This is a genomic window from Caldimonas brevitalea (assembly GCF_001017435.1).
GTDB lineage: Bacteria > Pseudomonadota > Gammaproteobacteria > Burkholderiales > Burkholderiaceae_C > Caldimonas > Caldimonas brevitalea.
Window position 1 is genome coordinate 4608334 of record NZ_CP011371.1, and the last position, 19608, is coordinate 4627941.

At 68.1% G+C, this 19608-nt stretch carries 19 protein-coding genes; 9 read left to right on the forward strand and 10 right to left on the reverse strand.

Features of this window, described 5'->3' with window-relative positions; all coding sequences use genetic code 11:
- Window positions 1-106 precede the first annotated feature (106 nt).
- Window positions 107-1138, forward strand: a complete 1032-nt coding sequence (locus AAW51_RS19350) for a CDP-6-deoxy-delta-3,4-glucoseen reductase (RefSeq protein ID WP_047195913.1) — start codon at window positions 107-109, stop codon at window positions 1136-1138.
- Between the two features lie 34 nt (window positions 1139-1172).
- Window positions 1173-2150: a Bug family tripartite tricarboxylate transporter substrate binding protein gene (locus AAW51_RS19355; RefSeq protein ID WP_047195914.1), complete on the forward strand. Its 978-nt coding sequence runs from the start codon at window positions 1173-1175 to the stop codon at window positions 2148-2150.
- Between the two features lie 129 nt (window positions 2151-2279).
- Here AAW51_RS19355 and AAW51_RS19360 read toward each other — a convergent pair whose 3' ends face one another.
- Together AAW51_RS19360 and AAW51_RS19365 are read right to left on the reverse strand one after the other, a co-directional pair.
- Complete coding sequence (locus AAW51_RS19360) at window positions 2280-3827, reverse strand: methyl-accepting chemotaxis protein (RefSeq protein WP_047195915.1); 1548 nt, start codon at window positions 3825-3827, stop codon at window positions 2280-2282.
- Window positions 3828-3905: 78 nt separating this feature from the next.
- Window positions 3906-4373, reverse strand: coding sequence for a cache domain-containing protein (locus AAW51_RS19365; protein ID WP_047195916.1), 468 nt, complete (start codon window positions 4371-4373; stop codon window positions 3906-3908).
- 315 nt (window positions 4374-4688) lie between these two features.
- Here AAW51_RS19365 and AAW51_RS19370 point away from each other — a divergent pair, with 315 nt between their 5' ends.
- Complete coding sequence (locus AAW51_RS19370; protein WP_047195917.1) at window positions 4689-4937, forward strand: type II toxin-antitoxin system ParD family antitoxin; 249 nt, start codon at window positions 4689-4691, stop codon at window positions 4935-4937.
- An 83-nt stretch (window positions 4938-5020) separates the two neighbouring features.
- On the opposite strand, the gene AAW51_RS19375 is transcribed toward AAW51_RS19370, so the two are convergent.
- From AAW51_RS19375 to AAW51_RS19395, 5 genes are all read right to left on the reverse strand, one after another.
- On the reverse strand, window positions 5021-5734 hold the full coding sequence (locus tag AAW51_RS19375) for an ABC transporter ATP-binding protein (protein WP_047195918.1): 714 nt from the start codon (window positions 5732-5734) through the stop codon (window positions 5021-5023).
- A gap of 28 nt (window positions 5735-5762) precedes the next feature.
- Window positions 5763-6545, reverse strand: a complete 783-nt coding sequence (locus AAW51_RS19380; protein WP_047195919.1) for an ABC transporter ATP-binding protein — start codon at window positions 6543-6545, stop codon at window positions 5763-5765.
- Window positions 6546-6555: 10 nt separating this feature from the next.
- Window positions 6556-7644 carry an ABC transporter permease subunit gene (locus tag AAW51_RS19385; protein WP_047195920.1) on the reverse strand — a complete coding sequence of 363 codons (1089 nt, stop codon included), beginning with the start codon at window positions 7642-7644 and terminating at the stop codon, window positions 6556-6558.
- A gap of 15 nt (window positions 7645-7659) precedes the next feature.
- Window positions 7660-8589, reverse strand: coding sequence for a branched-chain amino acid ABC transporter permease (locus tag AAW51_RS19390; protein WP_047195921.1), 930 nt, complete (start codon window positions 8587-8589; stop codon window positions 7660-7662).
- A gap of 236 nt (window positions 8590-8825) precedes the next feature.
- A complete protein-coding gene (locus AAW51_RS19395; protein ID WP_047195922.1) occupies window positions 8826-10145 on the reverse strand; it encodes a replication-associated recombination protein A in 1320 nt (439 codons plus the stop codon).
- A gap of 150 nt (window positions 10146-10295) precedes the next feature.
- Between AAW51_RS19395 and AAW51_RS19400 the strand changes: the two genes are divergently transcribed.
- From AAW51_RS19400 to AAW51_RS19415, 4 genes are all read left to right on the forward strand, one after another.
- Entirely contained in the window at window positions 10296-10688 is a 393-nt protein-coding gene (locus AAW51_RS19400) for a DUF4398 domain-containing protein (RefSeq protein WP_047195923.1), read from the forward strand.
- 15 nt (window positions 10689-10703) lie between these two features.
- Window positions 10704-11579 carry an OmpA family protein gene (locus tag AAW51_RS19405; protein ID WP_047195924.1) on the forward strand — a complete coding sequence of 292 codons (876 nt, stop codon included), beginning with the start codon at window positions 10704-10706 and terminating at the stop codon, window positions 11577-11579.
- Window positions 11580-11594: 15 nt separating this feature from the next.
- The gene (locus AAW51_RS19410) at window positions 11595-12755 is read left to right on the forward strand and encodes an AI-2E family transporter (protein ID WP_047195925.1); all 1161 of its coding nucleotides are present in this window, start codon (window positions 11595-11597) and stop codon (window positions 12753-12755) included.
- 253 nt (window positions 12756-13008) lie between these two features.
- Entirely contained in the window at window positions 13009-14847 is a 1839-nt protein-coding gene (locus AAW51_RS19415; protein ID WP_083438425.1) for an ABC transporter ATP-binding protein, read from the forward strand.
- A gap of 124 nt (window positions 14848-14971) precedes the next feature.
- On the opposite strand, the gene AAW51_RS19420 is transcribed toward AAW51_RS19415, so the two are convergent.
- On the reverse strand, window positions 14972-15349 hold the full coding sequence (locus AAW51_RS19420; protein ID WP_047195926.1) for a hypothetical protein: 378 nt from the start codon (window positions 15347-15349) through the stop codon (window positions 14972-14974).
- A 193-nt stretch (window positions 15350-15542) separates the two neighbouring features.
- Between AAW51_RS19420 and AAW51_RS19425 the strand changes: the two genes are divergently transcribed.
- Both AAW51_RS19425 and AAW51_RS19430 read left to right on the forward strand, forming a co-directional pair.
- The gene (locus AAW51_RS19425; RefSeq protein ID WP_053013763.1) at window positions 15543-16835 is read left to right on the forward strand and encodes a phospholipase D-like domain-containing protein; all 1293 of its coding nucleotides are present in this window, start codon (window positions 15543-15545) and stop codon (window positions 16833-16835) included.
- A 44-nt stretch (window positions 16836-16879) separates the two neighbouring features.
- The gene (locus AAW51_RS19430) at window positions 16880-17617 is read left to right on the forward strand and encodes a hypothetical protein (protein ID WP_053013765.1); all 738 of its coding nucleotides are present in this window, start codon (window positions 16880-16882) and stop codon (window positions 17615-17617) included.
- Window positions 17618-17638: 21 nt separating this feature from the next.
- Here AAW51_RS19430 and AAW51_RS19435 read toward each other — a convergent pair whose 3' ends face one another.
- On the reverse strand, window positions 17639-18706 hold the full coding sequence (locus AAW51_RS19435; protein ID WP_083438426.1) for a UDP-glucuronic acid decarboxylase family protein: 1068 nt from the start codon (window positions 18704-18706) through the stop codon (window positions 17639-17641).
- 83 nt (window positions 18707-18789) lie between these two features.
- The gene (locus AAW51_RS19440; RefSeq protein WP_047195927.1) at window positions 18790-19608 is read right to left on the reverse strand and encodes a mechanosensitive ion channel family protein; all 819 of its coding nucleotides are present in this window, start codon (window positions 19606-19608) and stop codon (window positions 18790-18792) included.

The following is a 19608-nucleotide window of genomic DNA, read 5'->3' on the forward strand; positions in this document are numbered from 1 at the left end:
GGGACGGCAGGAGCGCGGGCTGCCGGCGGGGCCGGAACCGCCACGCGGCGAGGGGCGGCCCATCTGCGGGCACAATCACGGGCGGCACAGTTTATAAGGTCTTCCCATGACATTCACAGTGACCGTGCAGCCCAGCGGCCACACGTTCGAGGTGCAACGCGACGAGACCGTCCTCGCGGCTGCGATCCGCCAAGGCGTCGGCCTGCCCTACGGCTGCAAGGACGGCGCCTGCGGCTCCTGCAAGAGCCGGCTGCTGGGCGGCCGTGTCCTCCATGGCGCCCACCAGGTGAAGGCGATGTCGCCCGCGGAAGAAGAAGCGGGCTACACGCTCACCTGCTGTGCCACGCCTCAGACCGACCTGACGATCGAGTCGCGCGAGGTGGTCGGCGCCGGCCAGTTCCCGGTCAAGAAAATGCCGTGCCGCGTCAGCTCGCTGGAGAAACGGGCACCCGACGTGGCCGTGCTCAAGCTGCAGCTGCCGGCCAACGACCAGCTGAAGTACCACGCGGGCCAATACGTCGAGTTCATCTTGCGCGACGGCGCCCGGCGCAGCTATTCGATGGCCAATGCGCCCCACACTCAGGCCGAGAAACCCGGCATCGAATTGCACATCCGGCACATGCCGGGCGGCCGTTTCACCGACCATGTGTTCGGTGCGATGAAGGAAAAAGAGATCCTGCGCATGGAAGGGCCGTTCGGCAGCTTCTTCCTGCGCGAGGACAGCGACAAGCCCATCGTGCTGCTGGCCTCGGGCACCGGTTTCGCGCCGATCAAGGCCATCGTCGAGCACATGCAATTCAAGGGCATCCAGCGCCCGGCCGTGCTGTACTGGGGCTGCCGCAGCCGGCAAGACCTGTATCTGCACGAATGGGCCGAACAGGCGGCGGCCGAGATGCCCCATCTGCGCTACGTTCCCGTGCTGTCGGAGCCGAAACCGGAGGACGACTGGCAGGGTCGCACCGGATTTGTGCACCAGGTCGTGATGCAGGACCTGCCCGATCTTTCCGGCCACCAGGTCTACGCCTGTGGTGCGCCGGTGATGGTCGAGTCGGCGCAGCGTGACTTCGTCGCGCGCTGCGGCCTGCCGGAGGCCGAGTTCTATGCCGACTCGTTCACATCTGAAGCAGACAAACACTGACCGACGACGCTCCCACGACGGCGCGCAGGCCACCATGAATCGACGCCTCTGGCTGCAGTCCCAGGCCTTCGGGCTCGCCGCCCTGTGCGGCCCCACCGCGCTGCGCGCGCAGTCCCAGCCCCTCAAGCTGGTCGTGCCCTACCCGCAGGGCGGCCCGCTCGACGCGATCGCCCGGCTGCTCGCGGAAAGCGTGCGCGACACGCTCGGGACGGTGGTGGTCGAGAACAAGGCCGGCGCCGGCGGCAACCTCGGCGCCGATTGGGTTGCCAAGGCGCCCCCGGACGGCCACACGCTGGTGATGGGAGCGGTGGCCACCCACGCCATCAATCCGTGGCTGTACGCCCGCATCCCCTACGACCCGATCCGCGATTTCGCGCCCATCACGCTGGTGGCCCGGGTGCCCAACGTGCTGGTGATGAACGCCCAGACCGCCAGCCGGCTGGGCATCGCCTCGCTGCAAGACCTGGTCGCTTATGCCAAGGCCCATCCGGGCCAGCTGAACTACGGCTCGGGGGGCAACGGTAGTGCCGGGCACCTGGCCGGCGAGATGTTCAAGGGCCAGGCCAAGGTGAGCATCGTGCACATCGCCTACGCGGGCGCGGCACCGGCCCAGCTCGGCTTGCTGTCCGGCCAGGTCGATCTGAACTTCGACAACCTGGCAGCGGCGGCCGCGAACATCCGCGCCGGCAAGCTCAAGGCCCTGGCGGTGACCACCGCGCGCCGCGCCCCCGCGATGCCCGAGCTGCCGACAGTGGCGGAGTCGGGACTGCCGGGCTTCGAGGTCGACACCTGGTTCGGCCTGTTCGCGCCGGCCAAGACACCCCCGGACACCGTGGCGCGCTTGAACCAGGCCTTCGTGCGAGCGCTACACACGTCCGACGTCAAGACACGTTTCGCCACCTTCATGGCCGAACCGGCGCCGACCACACCGCAGCAGTTCGCCGCCTTCGTGCAAGCGGAGCTGACGAAATACAAGGGTGTGGTGCAGCGTAGCGGCGCGAAGATCGAGTAGGTCGGACGCGTTCTCGGCGGCGGCGCCCGCTGGCGCCGGACGTCGACGAGCAGGGGCGAGGCTCAGGGCAAGAAAGCCGCGGGACGCTGCACTCGAGTGTCAGCGCCGCGGCGGCTCAACGGCGTGCGGTCACGCGATCTTGAACACCGATACCGCCCGCACCAAGTGATCGGCTTGGGTCTGCAGGCTGGCCGCCGCCGCTGCCGATTGCTCGACGAGCGCTGCGTTCTGCTGCGTGCTGTGATCCATCTGCTCGACGGCGCTGTTGACCTGCGCGATCCCCTCGGCCTGCTGTCGGCTCGACGACGTGATGCTGCCCACCGCCTCGGTGACCGACTTGATGCCGCGGACGATGCCGGTCATCGTGCTGCCCGCTTTCGCCACCAGCTGCGCCCCGTCGCGCACCCGCTCGCCCGACTCGGCAATCAGCGCCTTGATCTCCTTGGCAGCCGTTGCCGAACGCTGCGCCAGCACCCTCACCTCGGCGGCCACGACCGCGAAGCCGCGCCCATGCTCGCCGGCACGGGCGGCCTCGACGGCGGCATTGAGGGCCAAGATGTTGGTCTGGAAAGCGATGCCGTCGATGACGCCGACGATGTCGTTGACCCGGGTCGACGCCGACTCGATCGAGCTCATGGTCCCGACCACGTCGGTCATCAGCCGCCCGCCCATCTCGGCGTCGTTGGCCGCGCTCTGCGCCAGGCTGTTCGCGTTCAGCGCATGCTCGGCGTTCACGCGTACCCGCTCGGTCAGTTGCTGCAACGAGGCGGCGGTCTGCTGCAAGCCGGCCGCCTGGGTTTCGGTGCGGGCCGACAGGTCGACGTTGCCCCCGGCAATCTCCTGTGTGGCACGCGCGATGGCGTCGGAAGATTCGCTCACGCGGCGCACCATCTCAGTCAGGTTCTGCGTCATCCCCCGCACCGCGCTCAGGACCTGGGCCACTTCGTCGCGCCCCGGGTCTTCGGCGACGCAGCTCAGGTCACCCTGTGCGACACGGCGCAACGAGCGCACGGCCTCGGCCAGCGGCCCGGTGATGCTGCGCGTGATGACCACGGCCGCACCCGCAGCCGCCAAGGCGGCCAGCGTGCCGACGGCGAGCATGAACAAATCGACCCGCTGCCCCGACGCGTCGGCGGCGGTGAACAGGTCTTGCGTGTGGCGGTTCTGCAGGTCGGCAAACTCGCCGAGCTTGGCGAGCAGCTGCTGCTGCAAGGGATCGACCTGCTTGTTCACCACCGAGATGGCGGTGTCGCTGTCGAACGCCAACGACAACGCGACCGCCTGCGTGAAGGGCCGCTGCAGCTCTTTCTCGAGCTGCACCAGCGCGTCCAGCGTGGTCTGTTCGGAAGGCGACAGGCCGCCCATTTCGACCAGACGCGCGCGGGCGTCCTGGAAGGCCTTGAGCTGCTGCTTGACCTTGGCCTCTTCCTGCTGGATGGGCGCCACCTCGCTTTGCAGCACCAGGTTGCGCATGCCGACGGCGCTCGACAGGATGGCCGAACGCATCGCCACCGCCAGTTGCGCCTTCTCGGCGGAGCGGTTCAGCCCCTCCACCAGGTGGTCGCGATTGCGGTGGCCGATGATGCCTGCGCTGAGCAGCGCTGCGGCGAGCAAGAGGATCGCCAGGCCGAAGCCGAGATACAGCCGGGTGCCGATACGCATGCTTCTCAGTTGCATGGAAGCCTCCTGTGCATGTGCGGGCGCGGCGCGGCCTGCGCGGGCCGCGGCGCGCCCGGCTTGTGTTGGCGAAGTGGATTACTTGTAGATGCCGCAGCCGATCAGCACGTCACCGGCGCGTTCGATATAGCTCGACTTCGGCTCGACCGCCTTGCTCACCGGATTGGGCCACTTGTAGTCGACCCAGCCTTTGCCGGCCGGACCGAACGCGAGGTCGACGAAGCCCTTGATGATGGGCTTGCCATCCACGTCTTTCATGTCGATCAGGTTCTTGCCGATCAGCTTGGGATTGCTGCCGATCGACAGCACCGTGCCGGCCTTGTCATAGACGAAGATGTACAGATCCCGGTCGCGGAACTGCCCATCAGGCTTGTTGAATTCGGCAAACGCCTTCTCGGCCCCGTTGGCCTTGTAGAAAGCCACCGCCTTCTTGGTCATCGCCATCGCCTCGTCGGCCGACCCCTTCTCGTTGGCCGCCTGTGCCGGCGCCGTCAACGAGACCACGAAACACAGACCAGCCAGCAGCTTGGCACACCACGTCGTCATCACATCGCTCTCCTCTGCGCCCGCCACGGGCGCCCTCACCCATCACAGATCGCCGGCGCTTTGATGCGGCTTGTCGAGACACGACGTCGCCCGCGCCTGGCGAGGGGTCAGGACCTTCGTCCTTCCATGCCCTGATCCGATTTCGGCCGCCGTAAGGCGGCTCATGATCGGGACTAACCCTGAAAGGTGTGCGTTTTCGTGCCGGCCTTGCGCGACGTCAAAAGGCAAACAGGAGAGCGGTCTGTCGCAGCTTGCTCACAGCTTCTGAGCAAGCCCGAGGTTGACAACGATGGTTAGCGCTTGAAAGATGTGACGATGCCCAGCACCATTTCCATCGCCATTCCCGAAGCCACCGTCGAGTACGTGGATGCTCGTGTTGCTTCTGGAGAGTACGGCAACCGCTCGGAGTACATCCAGGATCTGGTGCGGCGCGACCAACGCGAACAAGCCAAAAAGCGCCTGCGGGCACTGGTAGAAGAAGGTTTGAGGTCGGGCCCGGCGGAGCCGATGACCGACGCGGATCGCAACGAGCTGATGGCCATTGCGCGTACGCCTGCTCCGTGATTGTCAGGACATTGCAAAGCTCGTCTGCGAACTGACCACAAAAAAAGCCGCCCCTCGGGCGGCTTCTCTCGAGCGGCGACCACTCACTCGCCCAGATAGGCCGCCCGCACCCGCGGGTCCTTGAGCAGTTGGTCGGCCGGCCCGTCCATCGTGATCTCGCCCGACTCCATCACATAACCGCGGTTGGCGATCTGCAGCGCCCGGCTCGCGTTCTGCTCGACCAGCAGCACCGTGACGCCCTGCCGGTGGATGTCGTTCACGACCTCGAAGATCTTGTCGACCATGATCGGCGACAAGCCCATCGACGGTTCGTCGAGTAGCAGCAGCTTGGGGCGCGCCATCAACGCGCGGCCCATCGCCAGCATCTGCTGCTCGCCGCCCGACATGGTGCCGGCCAGCTGGTTGCGGCGCTCCTTCAGCCGCGGGAACCACTCGAACACTTTTTCGATGTCGGTGTCGATCTCGCGGTCCTTGCGGATGAAGGCACCCATCAACAGGTTCTCTGTGATGGTCATGCGGGTGAAGGTGCCGCGGCCCTCGGGCACCATCACCAGGCCCTGGCGCACCAGGTCCCACGCGCCCTTGCCCTTGCACGGCACGCCGAGGTACTCGACGCCGCCATCGGCGATGGGCTGGGTGCCGGTAACGGCCTTCAGGGTGGTGGTCTTGCCGGCACCGTTGGCGCCGATCAGGCTGACGAGCTCGCCTTCCCTGACTTCGAGCGACACGCCCTTGACGGCCTGGATGCCGCCGTACGCGACTCTCAGGCCGCTGATCTTGAGGATGGTCTGGGTCATCTTCGAACGCTTTCGTTTCGGGGGCGGGTCAGTGGGCCGCGTGGCCGGCACCGAGGTAGGCCTCGATGACCTTCTCGTTGCGCTGCACGTCGTAGGGCGTGCCTTCGGCGATCTGCTTGCCGTAGTCGAGCACCGTCACGCGGTCGCACAGGCCCATCACCAGCTTCACGTCGTGTTCGATCAGCAAGATGGTGCGACCGTCCTTGCGGATGCGGTCGATCAGCTCGCGCAGCACGACCTTCTCGGTCGCGTTCATGCCCGCCGCCGGTTCGTCGAGCGCGATCAGCTTCGGCTCGGTCGCCAGCGCCCGGGCGATCTCGAGCCGTCGCTGGTCACCGTAGCTGAGCGTGCGCGCCTTGTAGTCGGCGTACTTGCCGATCCCCACGTAGTCGAGCAGCTGCAGCGCGCGCTGGCGGATCTGCTCTTCCTCGTCGCGGAACGACTTGGTGCGGAACATCGCGCCGAACAGGCCCGAGCCGGTGCGGATGTGCCGGCCCACCATCACGTTCTCGAGCGCGGTCATCTCGGCGAACAAGCGGATGTTCTGGAAGGTGCGCGCAATGCCCGCCTTGGCCACCTCGTGCACCGCGGTGGGGCTGTAGGCCTTGCCCTCCAGCTCGAAGCTGCCGGAATCGGGCGTGTACAGCCCGGTGATCACGTTGAAGAAGGTGGTCTTGCCGGCGCCGTTGGGGCCGATCAGGCCGTAGACCTGCCCGCGCCGGATCTCGATGCCCACGTCGGACAATGCCTGCAGCCCGCCGAAACGCTTGGAGATGCCGGCGACCTTGAGAATGATGTCGGAGTTGCTCATCTCGGTCTCCTTACTTCGTGGCCGGCTGGGGTGCCGCCTTGCCGTGCTCGGGTGAGGGCCACAGACCGCGCGGGCGCAGCAGCATCACGATGATCATCGCCAGCGCGATCAGCAGCTGGCGCAGGATGGCCGCATCGAGGCGGCCGCCAGTGGCCTGCTGCAGCGGGCCGGCGACATAGCGCAGCACTTCGGGCAGCGCGGCCAGCAGCAAGGCGCCCAGCACCACACCGGGCAGGTGGCCGAGGCCGCCCAACACCACCATCGCGACGATCATCACCGACTCCATCAGGCTGAACGACTCAGGCGAGATGAAACCCTGGAAGGCCGCGAACATCGAGCCGGCGACGCCGCCGAAGGTGGCGCCCATGCCGAACGCGAGCAGCTTCATGTTGCGCACGTTGATGCCCATCGCCTTGGCCGCGATGTCGTCTTCACGGATCGCCATCCAGGCGCGGCCGATGCGGGAGTTCTGCAAACGGTGGCAGATCAGGATCGAGAACAGCACCAGCGCCAGGAACAGGTAGTAGTACAGCACCACCGGCGGGATGCGGTACTCGCCGATCACCAGCGTCTTGCCGAAGTCGAAGCCGAAGATCCGCATCGAGTCGATCGCGCTCAAGCCGCGCGGGCCGTTGGTGATGTTGATCGGCTGCTCCAGGTTGTTCATGAACACGCGGATGATCTCGCCGAAGCCGAGCGTCACGATCGCCAGGTAGTCGCCGCGCAGACGCAGCACCGGGGTGCCGAGCAGCACGCCGGCCAGCGCCGCGACGCCTGCGGCCAGCGGCACGATGACCCAGATCGGCGTGTGCAGACCATTGGGGAACATCTGGGCGAACGCCGGGAAGGTGTCGGACAGATGCGGCGACGCCATCAGCGCGAACAGATAGGCACCCACCGCATAGAACGCCACGTAGCCGAGATCGAGCAGGCCGGCATAGCCGACCACGATGTTCAGGCCCAGCGCCAGCATCACGTAGAGCAGCGCCAGGTCGATGATGCGCACCCAGCCCTGGCCGGCGGTCAGCACCAGATGGGGCAGCACCACCAGCGCGATGCCGATCAGCACGTAGAACAGCAGCTTGTTTTTTTGCAGCATGGAGGTCTCCAGCGGTCAGGCTCGATCGGCCACGCGCTCGCCGAGCAGGCCCGAAGGACGCAGGGTCAGCACCAGGATCAGGACGAGGAAGGCGAAGATGTCGGCGTAGTGGCTGCCCAGCACACCGCCGGTCAACTCACCCAGATAGCCCGAGCCGATCGCCTCGATCAGGCCGAGCAGCACACCGCCCACCATCGCGCCGGTCAGGTTGCCGATGCCGCCGAACACGGCGGCGGTGAAGGCCTTCAGGCCGGGCAGGAAGCCCATCGAATGCTGCACCGTGCCGTAGTTGGCGGCCCACATCACGCCGGCCACGGCGGCGAGCGCCGCGCCGATGATGAAGGTGGCCGAGATCACCATGTCGGGCCGCACGCCCATCAGGCTGGCCACGCGGGGGTTCTCGGCCGTGGCGCGCATCGCGCGGCCGAGCTTGGTCTTGTTGACCAGCCACAGCAGGCCGACCAGCAGCACCGCGGTGGTGACCAGGATCAGCACCTGGGTGGTGGTGATGACGGCGCCGCCCACCTCGATCACTTCGGTCGGCAGCAGCAGGGGATAGGGCTTGGGGTTGGGCTTCCAGACGATCATCGCGAGCGTCTGCAGCAGGATGGACATACCGATCGCCGTGATCAGCGGCGCCAAACGGGGCGCATTGCGCAGCGGCCGGTAGGCGATCTTCTCGATCGCGAAGTTGAGCGCCGCACACACCACGATGGCGCACAGCAGCGAGATCAGCATCATCGCCCAGCCCGGCATGTTGGGCGCCACCTCCTGCAGGTAGCTGACCACCGTCCAGCTGGTCAGGGCGCCGACCATCAGCACTTCGCCGTGGGCGAAGTTGATCAGGCTGATGATGCCGTAGACCATCGTATAGCCCAGTGCCACCAGCGCATACATGCTGCCGAGCACCAGACCATTGATGATCTGTTGGAGAAAGATATCCATCAGTCGGGTCTCCGAGAGATTGAGTAAATGTCGGGCCGGAGCAAAAGGTGTGCCCGCACATGCGCGCCCGTTGGCCCGCAGTGCGGAGACAGAACCCCAGCCAGACACCGGGCCGATGACAGGGAAGACCCCGTAGACCGGCCACAAAATGGCGCGGATTGTAGCCAAGCGCTGCTTGGTGAAAAGTTCGGGGTTTACCCTTCAGAGGCCGTCAATCCAACGACGCGTCGAAAAGATCATCGTTTTTTGCGCGATTGTTCGTTCTTTTGGCGCAATTCTTCGAGTTTTTCTCCGATGCGGATCTCGAGCCCCCGAGGCGCGGGGTGGTAGAAGCTGAGGTCCTCCAGGCCGTCCGGCAGGTAGCGTTCGCCGGCCGCGAAGGCGTCTTGCTCGTCGTGGGCGTAGCGATAGCCCTTGCCGTAGCCGATGTCCTTCATCAAGCGGGTCGGGGCGTTGCGCAAGTGCAGGGGCACCGGGCGGGTGCCGTCCTGCTTCACGAAGGCCCGCGCGGCGTTGTAGGCCGCATAGACCGCGTTCGACTTCGGCGCCATCGCAAGATAGACCACTGCCTCGGCCAATGCCAGCTCGCCTTCCGGCGAGCCGAGCCGCTCATAGGTTTCGGCGGCGTCCAGCGTCAAGCGCAGCGCCCTGGGGTCGGCCAGCCCGATGTCTTCCACCGCCATGCGGATCAACCGGCGCGAGATGTAACGCGCGTCCACGCCCCCATCGACCATGCGCACGAACCAATACAGGGCGGCGTCCGGGTCGGAGCCCCGCACCGACTTGTGCAGCGCCGAGATGGTGTCGTAGAACTGCTCGCCGCCCTTGTCATAGCGCCGCAGTTGCTCGCCCAGCGAGCGCTCCAGCAGGGCTTCGTCGATCTCCAGCACGCCCTGCGGGCCGCTCATGCGCACCAGGTTCTCATACGTATTGAGCAAGCGCCGCGCGTCGCCGTCGGCGTAACCGATCAGGCGGTCGCGCGCGGCCTCGGTCATCCCCGGCGCGCCGAGCAGTTGCTGCGCCTTGCCGAGCAGCACCTGCATGTCCGCATCGCCCAAGGCCTGCAGCACGTGGACCGTCGCGCGCGACAGCAGCGCCGAGTTGACCTCGAACGACGGGTTCTCGGTGGTCGCGCCGATGAAGGTGAACAGCCCCGACTCCACGTGCGGCAGAAAGGCGTCCTGCTGCGCCTTGTTGAAGCGGTGTACTTCGTCGACGAACACGATGGTGCGGCGCCCCATGCTGCGGGCCACCTGCGCCTGTTCCACCGCTTCGCGGATGTCTTTCACGCCGCCCAGCACCGCCGAGATCTGGATGAACTGCGCATCGAAGGCGTCGGCCATCAGCCGCGCCAAGGTGGTCTTGCCGACGCCTGGCGGCCCCCACAGGATCATCGAATGGGGCTGACCCGATTCGAACGCGGCGCGCAAGGGCTTGCCCGGACCGAGCAGGTGCTGCTGCCCGATCACCTGGTCGAGGGTGCGCGGGCGCAGGCGTTCGGCCAGTGGTGCATCGGGCGCCGCCTCAGGCGCACCGGCAGAGAAAAGATCGGACATGCGCGGATTTTCGCAGGGACGCGAGGGCCACGCAGGGCGCGGGCCGGCCGAAGCAGTCGGATACCGCACCCCTCCGGCGATGCGGTGCAATATAGGAACAAAACCTGCTGTTTCGATTGCGTCTTCAACCACCGTCAGAAGGAGACGTGTATGAAGCCCTATTCCCCAGTGCCCTGGCGGCTGGCAGTTCCGCTGCTGGCCGCCTTCGCCTTTGCCGGCTGCGCGCATCGCACGCCGGAGCCGAGTGAGCAGATGGCCGTCAGCCAGGCCGCGGTCGACGGCGCGGTCAGTGCCGGTGCGCAGCAATACGCGCCGCTCGAACTGAACCAGGCGCGCCAGAAGCTCGATGCCGCCAAGAACGCCATGCGCACCGACGACAAGCTGAACGCCCGCCGCCTGGCCGAGCAGGCCGAAGTGGATGCGCAGGTGGCAAGCGCCAAGGCGGCCGCCGAGAAGTCACGCAAGGCCGTCGGCGAGATCGAGCAAGGCAACCGCATGCTGCGCGAAGAACTGGCGCGGCCCCAGGGCCGCCCGGCCTCGTGACCTGAGGAGCACCCGATGAAGAACAACCTCTGTCTGACGGCCGCAGCGATGGCTGCCGGCCTGCTTGTCGGCTGCGCCAGCGGCCCGACCCAACCCAACGCCGCGCTAGAGGAAGCGCGGCAGCTGTATGGCCGCACCAGCACCAGCCCCGCCGTCGCCTCGACCGCCCAGGTCGAACTGGAACGCGCCCGTGCCGCGCTGGCCCGCGCCGACGCTTCCTGGACCGGCGAAGGCGACACCGCCGAAACCAACCACCTCGCCTACCTGGCCAAGCAGCTGACCGTGGTGGCCGCCGAAGCCGGCGCCCAGCGAGAGGCCGAAACCCGGGTGCAACAAGCGAGCGCCGAGCGTGAACGCATCCGCGCCGACGCCCGCACCACCGAGGCCCGTGCCGCGCAGGCCCAGGCCGCCTCCGCGCAAGCCAACGCCGCGGCGGCGCAGCAACAGGCGCAATCGGCATCGCAGCGCGCCAGCCAGCTCGAACAGGAGCTGCAGCAGATGGCGGCCCGCGCCACCGAACGCGGCATGGTGCTGACGCTGCAAGACGTGTTGTTCGACGTCGGCCAGGCCACCCTCAAGCCCGGCGCCGAGCGCACGCTGGAACGGGTGGCCGAGCTGCTACGCCACTTCCCCGAACGCCGATTGCTGATCGAAGGCTTCACCGACAGCACCGGCAGCGAAGGCGCCAACCTGGAACTCTCGCGCCGCCGTGCCGAAGCCGTGCAGCAAGCGCTGGTGACGCGTGGGGTCGGCCGCGACCGCATCGACGTTGCGCCGCACGGCGAGGCCTACCCGGTGGCCAACAACGAGACGCCGTCTGGGCGCCAGATGAACCGGCGCGTCGAACTGCTGTTCTCCAACGAGCAAGGCCAGCTCAGCGAGCAGCGCTGATCATCCGGTTGGACGATGAACCCGACGCCGCCCTCGCGCCCCCCCTTCCCTGCCACGCCGCGTAGCGGCGGCGGCGTGCCGCGCTGGGTCGGCGTCGCCTTGCTGGCCATCGCGCTGGTGTTCCTGCTCAAGGCGGCCAAGACGGTGGCGCTGCCGGTCACCGTCGCGGTGATGCTCACCTTCGTGCTCGCCGCGCCGGTGCGCAGCCTGCAGCGCGCCGGCGTGCCGCCCTCGCTGGGGGCGGCACTGGTGCTGATCGGCCTGCTGGGGTCGCTGCTGCTGTTCGGCAGCACCCTGGTGACGCCGGCGGCGGCCTGGTGGGAGCGTGCACCGTCGAACCTGCAGCAGCTGATGGAGTCGCTCGAGCGGCTGCGCGCGGCCCTGCCGGGGGCCGGCGGGGTCGATACCGGCGGCGCCGGGGCGGCGGCGAGCACCGAGCTGCGCGAGCAACTCAAAACCGAAGGCATGGCGCTGACCCGGGTGGTGCTGGGTCAGTTCTGGCATTTCCTGATCTCGGCCGCCGCGACGTTCATCCTGCTGTATTTCATGCTGGCCAGCGAACACTGGCTGGTGCGCCACACCGTCGCCGCGCTCCGGCGCCGCCGCACCCGGGCCCTGGTGCTGTCAGGCATCCGCGAGGCGCAGCGTGACATCGGACGCTTCCTGACCACCATGACCATGCTCAACATCGGCCTGGGCGTGGCGACCGGGCTGGCGTTGCACCAGCTGGGCATGCCCAACCCCATCATGTGGGGCACGCTGGCGGCGGTGCTCAACTTCGTCTTCTACATCGGGCCGGTGCTGATGACCGCGGCGCTGCTGCTCGCCGGTATCACCACCTTCGTCTCGGCCGGGCAGATGCTGGCACCGGCCATCGTGTTCCTGGTGCTCAACGGCATCGAGAGCAACCTGGTGGGCCCGTGGCTGATGGGCCGGCGGCTGCGGTTGAACCCGGTCTTCGTGTTCCTGTCGGTGATGTTCTGGGGCTGGGTGTGGGGCATGGCCGGTGCCCTCATCGCCGTGCCCTTGCTGCTCGGCCTGCGCAGCGTCTGCCGGCGTGTACCGCGGCTGCGGCTCGTGTGCGTGCTGATCAGCGACCCGGGCGCCGGCGTGCTGCCGCTGGCCGCGCCGCGGCGCGCCGAGCCCCACGGCGACGAGGCCTGCACACCACGCTGACGCCACGCGGGTGCCCGCGCCGCGCCGGGATGGGTGTTGTGCAGACAGCACATCACCTCGACCGCCTGTCGGCCCGCAAGCCGCGCTGGTGCTCACTTGCGCGCCAGTAACAAGCCTGCCTGGCCACAATCGCGCAGCCCGTCTGTCAGAAAGATTCTGACAAAGTCTCTGGCCGCCCCCCGACTATTGCCATTTCGAGTGGGTCCCTACAGTGCGGAGCACCGTCAGAGGCATCCCTTCCACTCGAATTCCAATGAGCACTACTGCTGTCCCCGAACCGACCGGCGTCGCTGATCTCTATCGCCGCGTCTGGCACTTCGCCGAGGGCGTGCGCCTGCGCTGGAGCGTCGCGATGACGCTGCTGGTCTGCTCGCAGCTCATCAAGCTGTGCGCGCCGTGGCTCGCCGCACAAGCGATCAACAGCATCCAGACCGGCGGCAGCCAGGGGCTGGCCAAGGCCGGCGCCTGGATCGCGGCCATCGTCGGTGTCTACGTCGGCGCCTGGGCGCTGCACGGCCCCGGCCGGGTGCTCGAACGCTCGGTGGGCGTGCGCGTGCGCCGCGGCGTGTCCGACGCGCTGTACGGCAAGCTGACCCGGGTGCCGCTCGCGTGGCACGACAAGCACCATTCGGGCGACGTACAACACCGTGTCGACCAGGCCAGCCATGCGCTGTTCGACTTCGCCCAGAACCAGTTCATCTACCTGCAAAACGCGGTCAACCTGCTGGGCCCCATCATCGCGCTGACCCTGCTGTCGCAGATGACCGGCGCCATCGCGGTGGTCGGCTATGTGGTCGTGGGCCTCGTGATCGTGCGTTTCGACAAGGCGCTGATGCGACTGGCCGCCCAGGAGAACCAGGCGGGCCGCCGTTATGCCGCGGGCCTGCTCGACTTCATCGGCAACATCTCGACCGTGATGAGCTTGCGCCTGCAAACCGCCTCGCAGCGCCTGCTCGACAAGCGTCTGCTGGCCGTGTTCGCGCCGCTCAAGCGCACCATCGTGCTGACCGAGTTCAAGTGGTGCGCGGTCGACCTGTTGACGCTGGGACTGACGTGGGGCCTGGTGGTGACCTTCGCGTGGCACACCGCCGGCGCCGGCGCGACGCTGATGATCGGCAGCCTGTTCATGATCTACCAATACGCCCAGCAAGCCGGTGGTGTCGTCGGCTCGATCGCCTCCAACTACCAGAACTTCGCCCGCATCCGTACCAACTTCGCCAGCTCCAACGAGATCTGGGAGGCCCCCGAGCGCGCCCACACCGGCCCGGACATCGCCGACAACTGGGACCGCATCACGCTCGCCGACGTCAGCTACAGCCATGCCGGCGCCGACGCCGACCGCGGCGGCCTGCACCACCTGTCGTTCACGCTGCAGCGCGGCGAGCGGGTTGCGCTGGTCGGCCCGAGCGGCGGCGGCAAGAGCACTTTGCTGCGGGTGCTGGCGGGTCTGTACGACACCCAGCACGGCCACTTCGAGGTCGACGGCGTCGCTCAGCTGGGCTTGCGCCACCTCGGCGGCATCTCGACGCTGATCCCCCAGGAAGCCGAGATCTTCGAAGCCACGGTGCGCGAGAACATCACCTTCGACATGCCGGCCAGCGAGGCGGCGATCGCCCAGGCGGTGCACGTCAGCGCCTTCGACACCGTGCTGGAACGCATGCCGATGGGCCTGGACACGCCGATTTCCGAGCGCGGCTTCAATCTGTCGGGCGGCCAGCGGCAGCGTCTGGCGCTGGCCCGCGGTGTGTTGGCCGCCAGCCAAAGCTCGCTGATCCTGCTCGACGAGCCGACCAGCGCGCTCGATTCGATGACCGAGCTGCATGTGCACCACCGGATGGAAGAAGCCTTCCCCGACGCCACCATCGTGGCCTCGGTGCACCGCATGAGCCTGCTGGCCCACTTCGACAAGGTGGTGGTGATGGCCGCCGGCCGTGTCGTGGACGTCGGCAGCGTCGAAGAACTGCTGGCCCGCCAGCCGCTGTTCGTCGAACTCTATCGCGGTGCCGCGGCGGCCGAGGCAGCCGAGCAGGACGACGGGGTCAGCGTGCAGCCGACCGAGCCGGCTGCGAACGAGGCGACCATCGCCGCCTGAGCGCGTCGACGCCGCAGGACCGCGAGGCCCTCGGCCATCCGGCCTGAACCGGGGAGCGCGAAGGCCGGGCCTTCACGCTGCCCTCGACGCCCCGCCTGTGCGGGGCGTTTTCATTGGCGGCGTCTCAGCGGGGCGTCTTCATGCCGCGCTCGCGCGGCGCCGTGACACTGCCCTCGCGGCCGGCACCGCTCTCGCGTTCTTCGGCGCGGCCGCCGAAGGCGCCACGGGCGCATTCTGCCCAGGACTCCCGCGGGCCAGCCGTGCAACTGGCCATCTCGCTGCGGCTGCGCGCCTCGGTGCGTTCGTTGTCGCCACGGGCCGGCGCCCGCAGCCGCTCGGCGTCACTGCCGCCGGCGTGGCGTACTGCGTCGGGTTGGGTCACCGGTGGCGGCAAGGTGTCCGGCGCGGGCGTGCTGCCCGGCATCGACCCCGGGCTGGTCTGCGCACACACGGCACCGGCGGCCGCCAGGGACACCAGGGTCGTGATCAGGATCGGCTTCATGTTGGCTCCTTTCGCTCTGGGCCGGCGTGCGAAGCTTCGCCTGCCGGGGCTCCCATAGCGGGCAATGGGCATGCCGCCATCGCCGCGGGCGGTGGCGCCGCCAGACAGGGCGCCGGCAGCAGGCGGGCGGGAATATTGATTGCTGGTGAGGCGCATCGCAGCCAAGTCCCCGATTCGGGGCTCGCCACCGCCCATGCCCACCCTCCGCACGGCTTCCTCGTTCTGGCCCGCCGCACCGATGCCGCCCATTCCGAAGACCGGCGCCACGCCTTCGGGTGGCAGCCTGGGAGGCGCCGGCGCTGCTGCGCGCGCGAGCCGCCATGCCCGCACGCTCGCGCATGCGCTGGACCGGCCGGTGACCCCGGGCAATCGGGTCGAGGTCTTGATCGACGGCCCGGCGACTTATGAAGCGATGTTCGCGGCGATCGATGCGGCACGCGACCACATCAACATCGAAAGCTACATCGTCGAGGCCGACGGGCCGGGCGACGAACTGGCGCGCCGGCTGATCGCCAAGCGGCGCCAGGGGGTGAAGGTCAACCTGCTCTACGACGGTTTCGGCTCGGTGCGCACCTCCGCGCAGTACTTCGAGCAGCTGCGCCGGGCCGGTGTCGAGTTGTGCGAGTACAACCCGCTCAGCCCGCTGAAGAACACCCTCAGCCGCGCACTGCACCTGCGCGACCACCGCAAGCTGCTGATCGTCGATGGTCGCGTCGCCTTCACCGGCGGCATCAATATCAGCAGTGTCTACTCGGCGCCGTCGAGTGCCACCGCCGGGCGGCGCGCCAGCGAGGAATCCGAATGGCGCGACACGCATGTGCGGGTCGAAGGCCCGGTGGTCGCGACGCTGCAACGCCTGTTCCTCGACCATTGGTGCGGGCAGACGCATGGGGCGGCGCAGCGGGCGCGCTACTTTCCGCAGCTGCGCGCGGTCGGCGAGCACCACGTCGGCGTTGCCGCCTGCGATGCCGGGCGCCGCCGCAACCCGTTCTACCGGGCCTTGCTGCGCGCCATCGCGACCGCCGAGCAACGCATCTGGGTCACGGTCGCCTATTTCGTGCCGACCCGGCGGTTGCTGCGCGCCTTGTGCGCTGCCGCCCGGCGCGGTGTCGACGTGCGCCTGGTGCTGCCCGGCATCAGCGATTCATGGGCGGCGATGCATGCCGGCCGCGCCCATTACGGCCGGCTGCTGCGCGCCGGCGTGCGCATCTACGAACGGCACGATGCCCTGTTGCATGCCAAGACCACCGTGATCGACGGCGTCTGGTCGACGGTCGGCTCGAGCAACCTCGACTGGCGCAGCTTTCTGCACAACGCGGAGGCCAACGTGGTGGTGCTCGACGCCGGGTTCGCCGACGCGCTCGAAAAAGTCTTCCAGCGCGACCTTCAGTGCAGCACCGAGGTGCAGCTGTCCGACTGGCGGGGGCGCGGCTGGAAAGCCAAGTCGCTGGAGTGGCTGGCGGCACGCTTCGAATTCTTGCTGTGAGCGCGCGTCCGGGAGCACCGGCCGAAGGGCGTTGAGGGTGGGCCGTGTCGTCTGCTGTCCATGCCGCCTTGTCGACGCACGCCTTCGTCAGCGACTTCTGCGAGCGGGTCGGCCCCGGACTGTGGGCCGAGCCGCTGAACGTCGGCAGCAGCCTGGCCTTCGTGGTCGGCGCGGTCTGGCTGGCGCGTGACATCGCCCGGGCGCCGGCAGGCGCAGCCGGGGGCCGCCGCTGGTCGCTGGCGTTGCTGGCAGCCTGCCTCGGCTTCATGGGCGCCGGGTCGATGGCGCTCCACACCCTGGCCACCGGCTGGGGGGCGTCGCTCGACATGCTCGCCATCCGCTGCTTCTTGTTGTGGTTCGTCACCTGCTTTCTGCGCTGGATGATGGGCTGGAGCTGGCCGTGGGCGCTGCTGGGCATGCCTGGGCTGTACCTGCTGGCCGAAGGCTGGCTGCGCCTGGGCGGACCCGAGGCGCTGTTCGGCCTGCATGCCTACCTGCCCGCGCTGTGGACGCTGCTCGCGTGCACCCTGGCTTTGGCCGCGCGCGGCGACCCCGCCTGGCGGCTGTTTGCGCTGGCGGCCGTGTCGCACGGGGCCAGCCTGGCGTTTCACCGCCTCGACGGCGAACTGTGTCGGGCGCTGCCGCTCGGCACGCACTTCATCTGGCACCTCTTCAATGCGGCGCTGTGTTTCGCGGTGGCCCGCTGCGTGACTCGCCGCGCGCTCGACAGGCTCGAGCATCCCGGCGTGGTGCCGGCAGGGGCGCCGCCCGTCGCGGGGTGAGACGCCGCGCGACAGTCCGGTTCAGCCCAGGCCCTGCGCGGCCGCGACCGGCAAGGCGGGCGGCGGGGCGGCAGCGCGCCAGGTCTCGCTGTCGTCGAGCGGCAGCGGCTCGTCATGAGGGAGCACGGGGGCCAGCGACACGACACGACGGTCGACGTCCAACAAGCGGCGGAAGTAGGCGATCGTCTCGCGCAGGCCGTCTTCGAGGTGCACCTGGGGTTCCCAGTCGAGCAGCCGGCGCGCACGACCGATGTCGGGGCAGCGTCGCTTGGGATCGTCGGCCGGCAGCGGGCGGAACACCAGCCGCGACCGGCTGCCGACCAGCCTCAGGACCAACTCGGCCAGCTCGAGCACGGTGTTCTCGCGCGGGTTGCCGAGGTTCAACGGGCCCTCCACTTCTGCATGCATCAACCGCAAGATGCCTTCGATCAGGTCGTCGACATAGCAGAAGCTGCGGGTCTGCTCGCCCGCGCCATAGATCGTGATGTCGTCGCCGCGCAGCGCCTGCACGATGAAGTTGCTCACGACACGGCCGTCGCCGGGCTGCATGCGCGGCCCATAAGTGTTGAAGATGCGGGCGATGCGCACCGGCACCTGGTGCTGACGGTGATACGCGAAACACAGGGTCTCAGCGCAGCGTTTGCCCTCGTCGTAACAGGAGCGCGGCCCATGGATGTTCACATGTCCCGCGTAGCTCTCGACCTGCGGATGCACTTCGGGGTCGCCGTAGACCTCGCTGGTGGACGACTGGAAGATGCGCGCCCCACAGCGCAGCGCCTGCTCCAGCAGGTTGTGCACGCCGACGACGCTCGACAAGGTCGTGTGGACCGGGTTGCGCTGGTAGTGCAGCGGGCTCGCCGGGCACGCGAAGTTGAAGATGCCGTCGGCGTCGAGCGGGAGGGGCCGCACCACGTCGTGCTCCCGGAGCTTGAACCGGCGGTGCCGGGCCAGATGCTCCAGGTTGCGACGCGAGCCGGTGGAGAAGTTGTCGAGCACTGTCACGCGGTGGCCAGCCTCGAGGAGGCGGTCGCACAGGTGGCTGCCGAGAAAACCGGCGCCGCCGGCGACGATAGCGTGTCGAGGAGTCATCACAGCTGAACAGAGTCGTGCTCCGCCACGTTGAGCAAATGCCATTCCCTCCCGCCATCAGGGCCAGCCTGCGCGGCGTCGGCTCAGGCGTTGGCGATCTCGTGCGCCGCCAGGCGCCGCCCGATCTCGAAGTTCAGCTCGCTGGTCAGCTGCTGCCGTGTCACGGCATTGGGGTGGTACCACACCAGCAGCTCGAAGCCCTTGGCGCCGCCGCCGAGCGACAGCAGGAACACGCTGGGTTCGGGCTGCTTCAACACATGCGTGTTGCCCGCCGCCACCTCGATCAGCAGCCCGCGCACCAGTTCGATGTCGCTGCTGCCGGCGACGTTGACGGGCACCCGCAACCGGACCGGGCTGTTCAGGTAGGCCAGGTTGAAGACGTTGTCGGTGATGAAGCGTTGGTTCGGCACCAGGATGGCGACGTTGTCGTTGGTGACGACCGTCGTGCGGCGCGCACCGATGTCCTGCACCACGCCCTCGATGTTCGCCAGCTCGATGCGGTCGCCGATCTTGATCGGGCGCTCCAGCATGATGATCAGGCCGCTGATGAAGTTGCTGAAGACGTTCTGGAGGCCGAAACCGACGCCAACGCCCAATGCGCCGGCCACCACGCTGAACGCCGTCAGGTTGACGCCGGCGTTCTGCAGCACGATGACAATGCCGACGATCAAGACCAGGTAGCGGACCACCGAGCCGATCGCCTGCCGGGTCCCCAGGTCCATCTGGAACCGCACCAGCAGCCGCGCCACCATCCACCGCCTCAGCTGCGCGGCGATCACGAACACCAGCATCAGCGCCAGCGCCAACTTCATCAACGACAACACCGTGAAGTTGGTGCCGCCGAAGGAAAACAACCGGATGTCGAGCGCGCCGAGTCGCGCGCCCCAGGTATCCCAATCCAC

Excerpts from the sequence above, each read along its gene's own strand:
- AAW51_RS19350 (WP_047195913.1), top strand. The coding sequence starts at position 107 with ATGACATTCACAGTGACCGTGCAGCCCAGCGGCCACACGTTCGAGGTG.
- AAW51_RS19355 (WP_047195914.1), top strand. The coding sequence starts at position 1,173 with ATGAATCGACGCCTCTGGCTGCAGTCCCAGGCCTTCGGGCTCGCCGCC.
- AAW51_RS19360 (WP_047195915.1), bottom strand. The coding sequence starts at position 3,827 with ATGCAACTGAGAAGCATGCGTATCGGCACCCGGCTGTATCTCGGCTTC.
- AAW51_RS19365 (WP_047195916.1), bottom strand. The coding sequence starts at position 4,373 with ATGACGACGTGGTGTGCCAAGCTGCTGGCTGGTCTGTGTTTCGTGGTC.
- AAW51_RS19370 (WP_047195917.1), top strand. The coding sequence starts at position 4,689 with ATGCCCAGCACCATTTCCATCGCCATTCCCGAAGCCACCGTCGAGTAC.
- AAW51_RS19375 (WP_047195918.1), bottom strand. The coding sequence starts at position 5,734 with ATGACCCAGACCATCCTCAAGATCAGCGGCCTGAGAGTCGCGTACGGC.
- AAW51_RS19380 (WP_047195919.1), bottom strand. The coding sequence starts at position 6,545 with ATGAGCAACTCCGACATCATTCTCAAGGTCGCCGGCATCTCCAAGCGT.
- AAW51_RS19385 (WP_047195920.1), bottom strand. The coding sequence starts at position 7,644 with ATGCTGCAAAAAAACAAGCTGCTGTTCTACGTGCTGATCGGCATCGCG.
- AAW51_RS19390 (WP_047195921.1), bottom strand. The coding sequence starts at position 8,589 with ATGGATATCTTTCTCCAACAGATCATCAATGGTCTGGTGCTCGGCAGC.
- AAW51_RS19395 (WP_047195922.1), bottom strand. The coding sequence starts at position 10,145 with ATGTCCGATCTTTTCTCTGCCGGTGCGCCTGAGGCGGCGCCCGATGCA.
- AAW51_RS19400 (WP_047195923.1), top strand. The coding sequence starts at position 10,296 with ATGAAGCCCTATTCCCCAGTGCCCTGGCGGCTGGCAGTTCCGCTGCTG.
- AAW51_RS19405 (WP_047195924.1), top strand. The coding sequence starts at position 10,704 with ATGAAGAACAACCTCTGTCTGACGGCCGCAGCGATGGCTGCCGGCCTG.
- AAW51_RS19410 (WP_047195925.1), top strand. The coding sequence starts at position 11,595 with ATGAACCCGACGCCGCCCTCGCGCCCCCCCTTCCCTGCCACGCCGCGT.
- AAW51_RS19415 (WP_083438425.1), top strand. The coding sequence starts at position 13,009 with ATGAGCACTACTGCTGTCCCCGAACCGACCGGCGTCGCTGATCTCTAT.
- AAW51_RS19420 (WP_047195926.1), bottom strand. The coding sequence starts at position 15,349 with ATGAAGCCGATCCTGATCACGACCCTGGTGTCCCTGGCGGCCGCCGGT.
- AAW51_RS19425 (WP_053013763.1), top strand. The coding sequence starts at position 15,543 with ATGCCCACCCTCCGCACGGCTTCCTCGTTCTGGCCCGCCGCACCGATG.
- AAW51_RS19435 (WP_083438426.1), bottom strand. The coding sequence starts at position 18,706 with ATGACTCCTCGACACGCTATCGTCGCCGGCGGCGCCGGTTTTCTCGGC.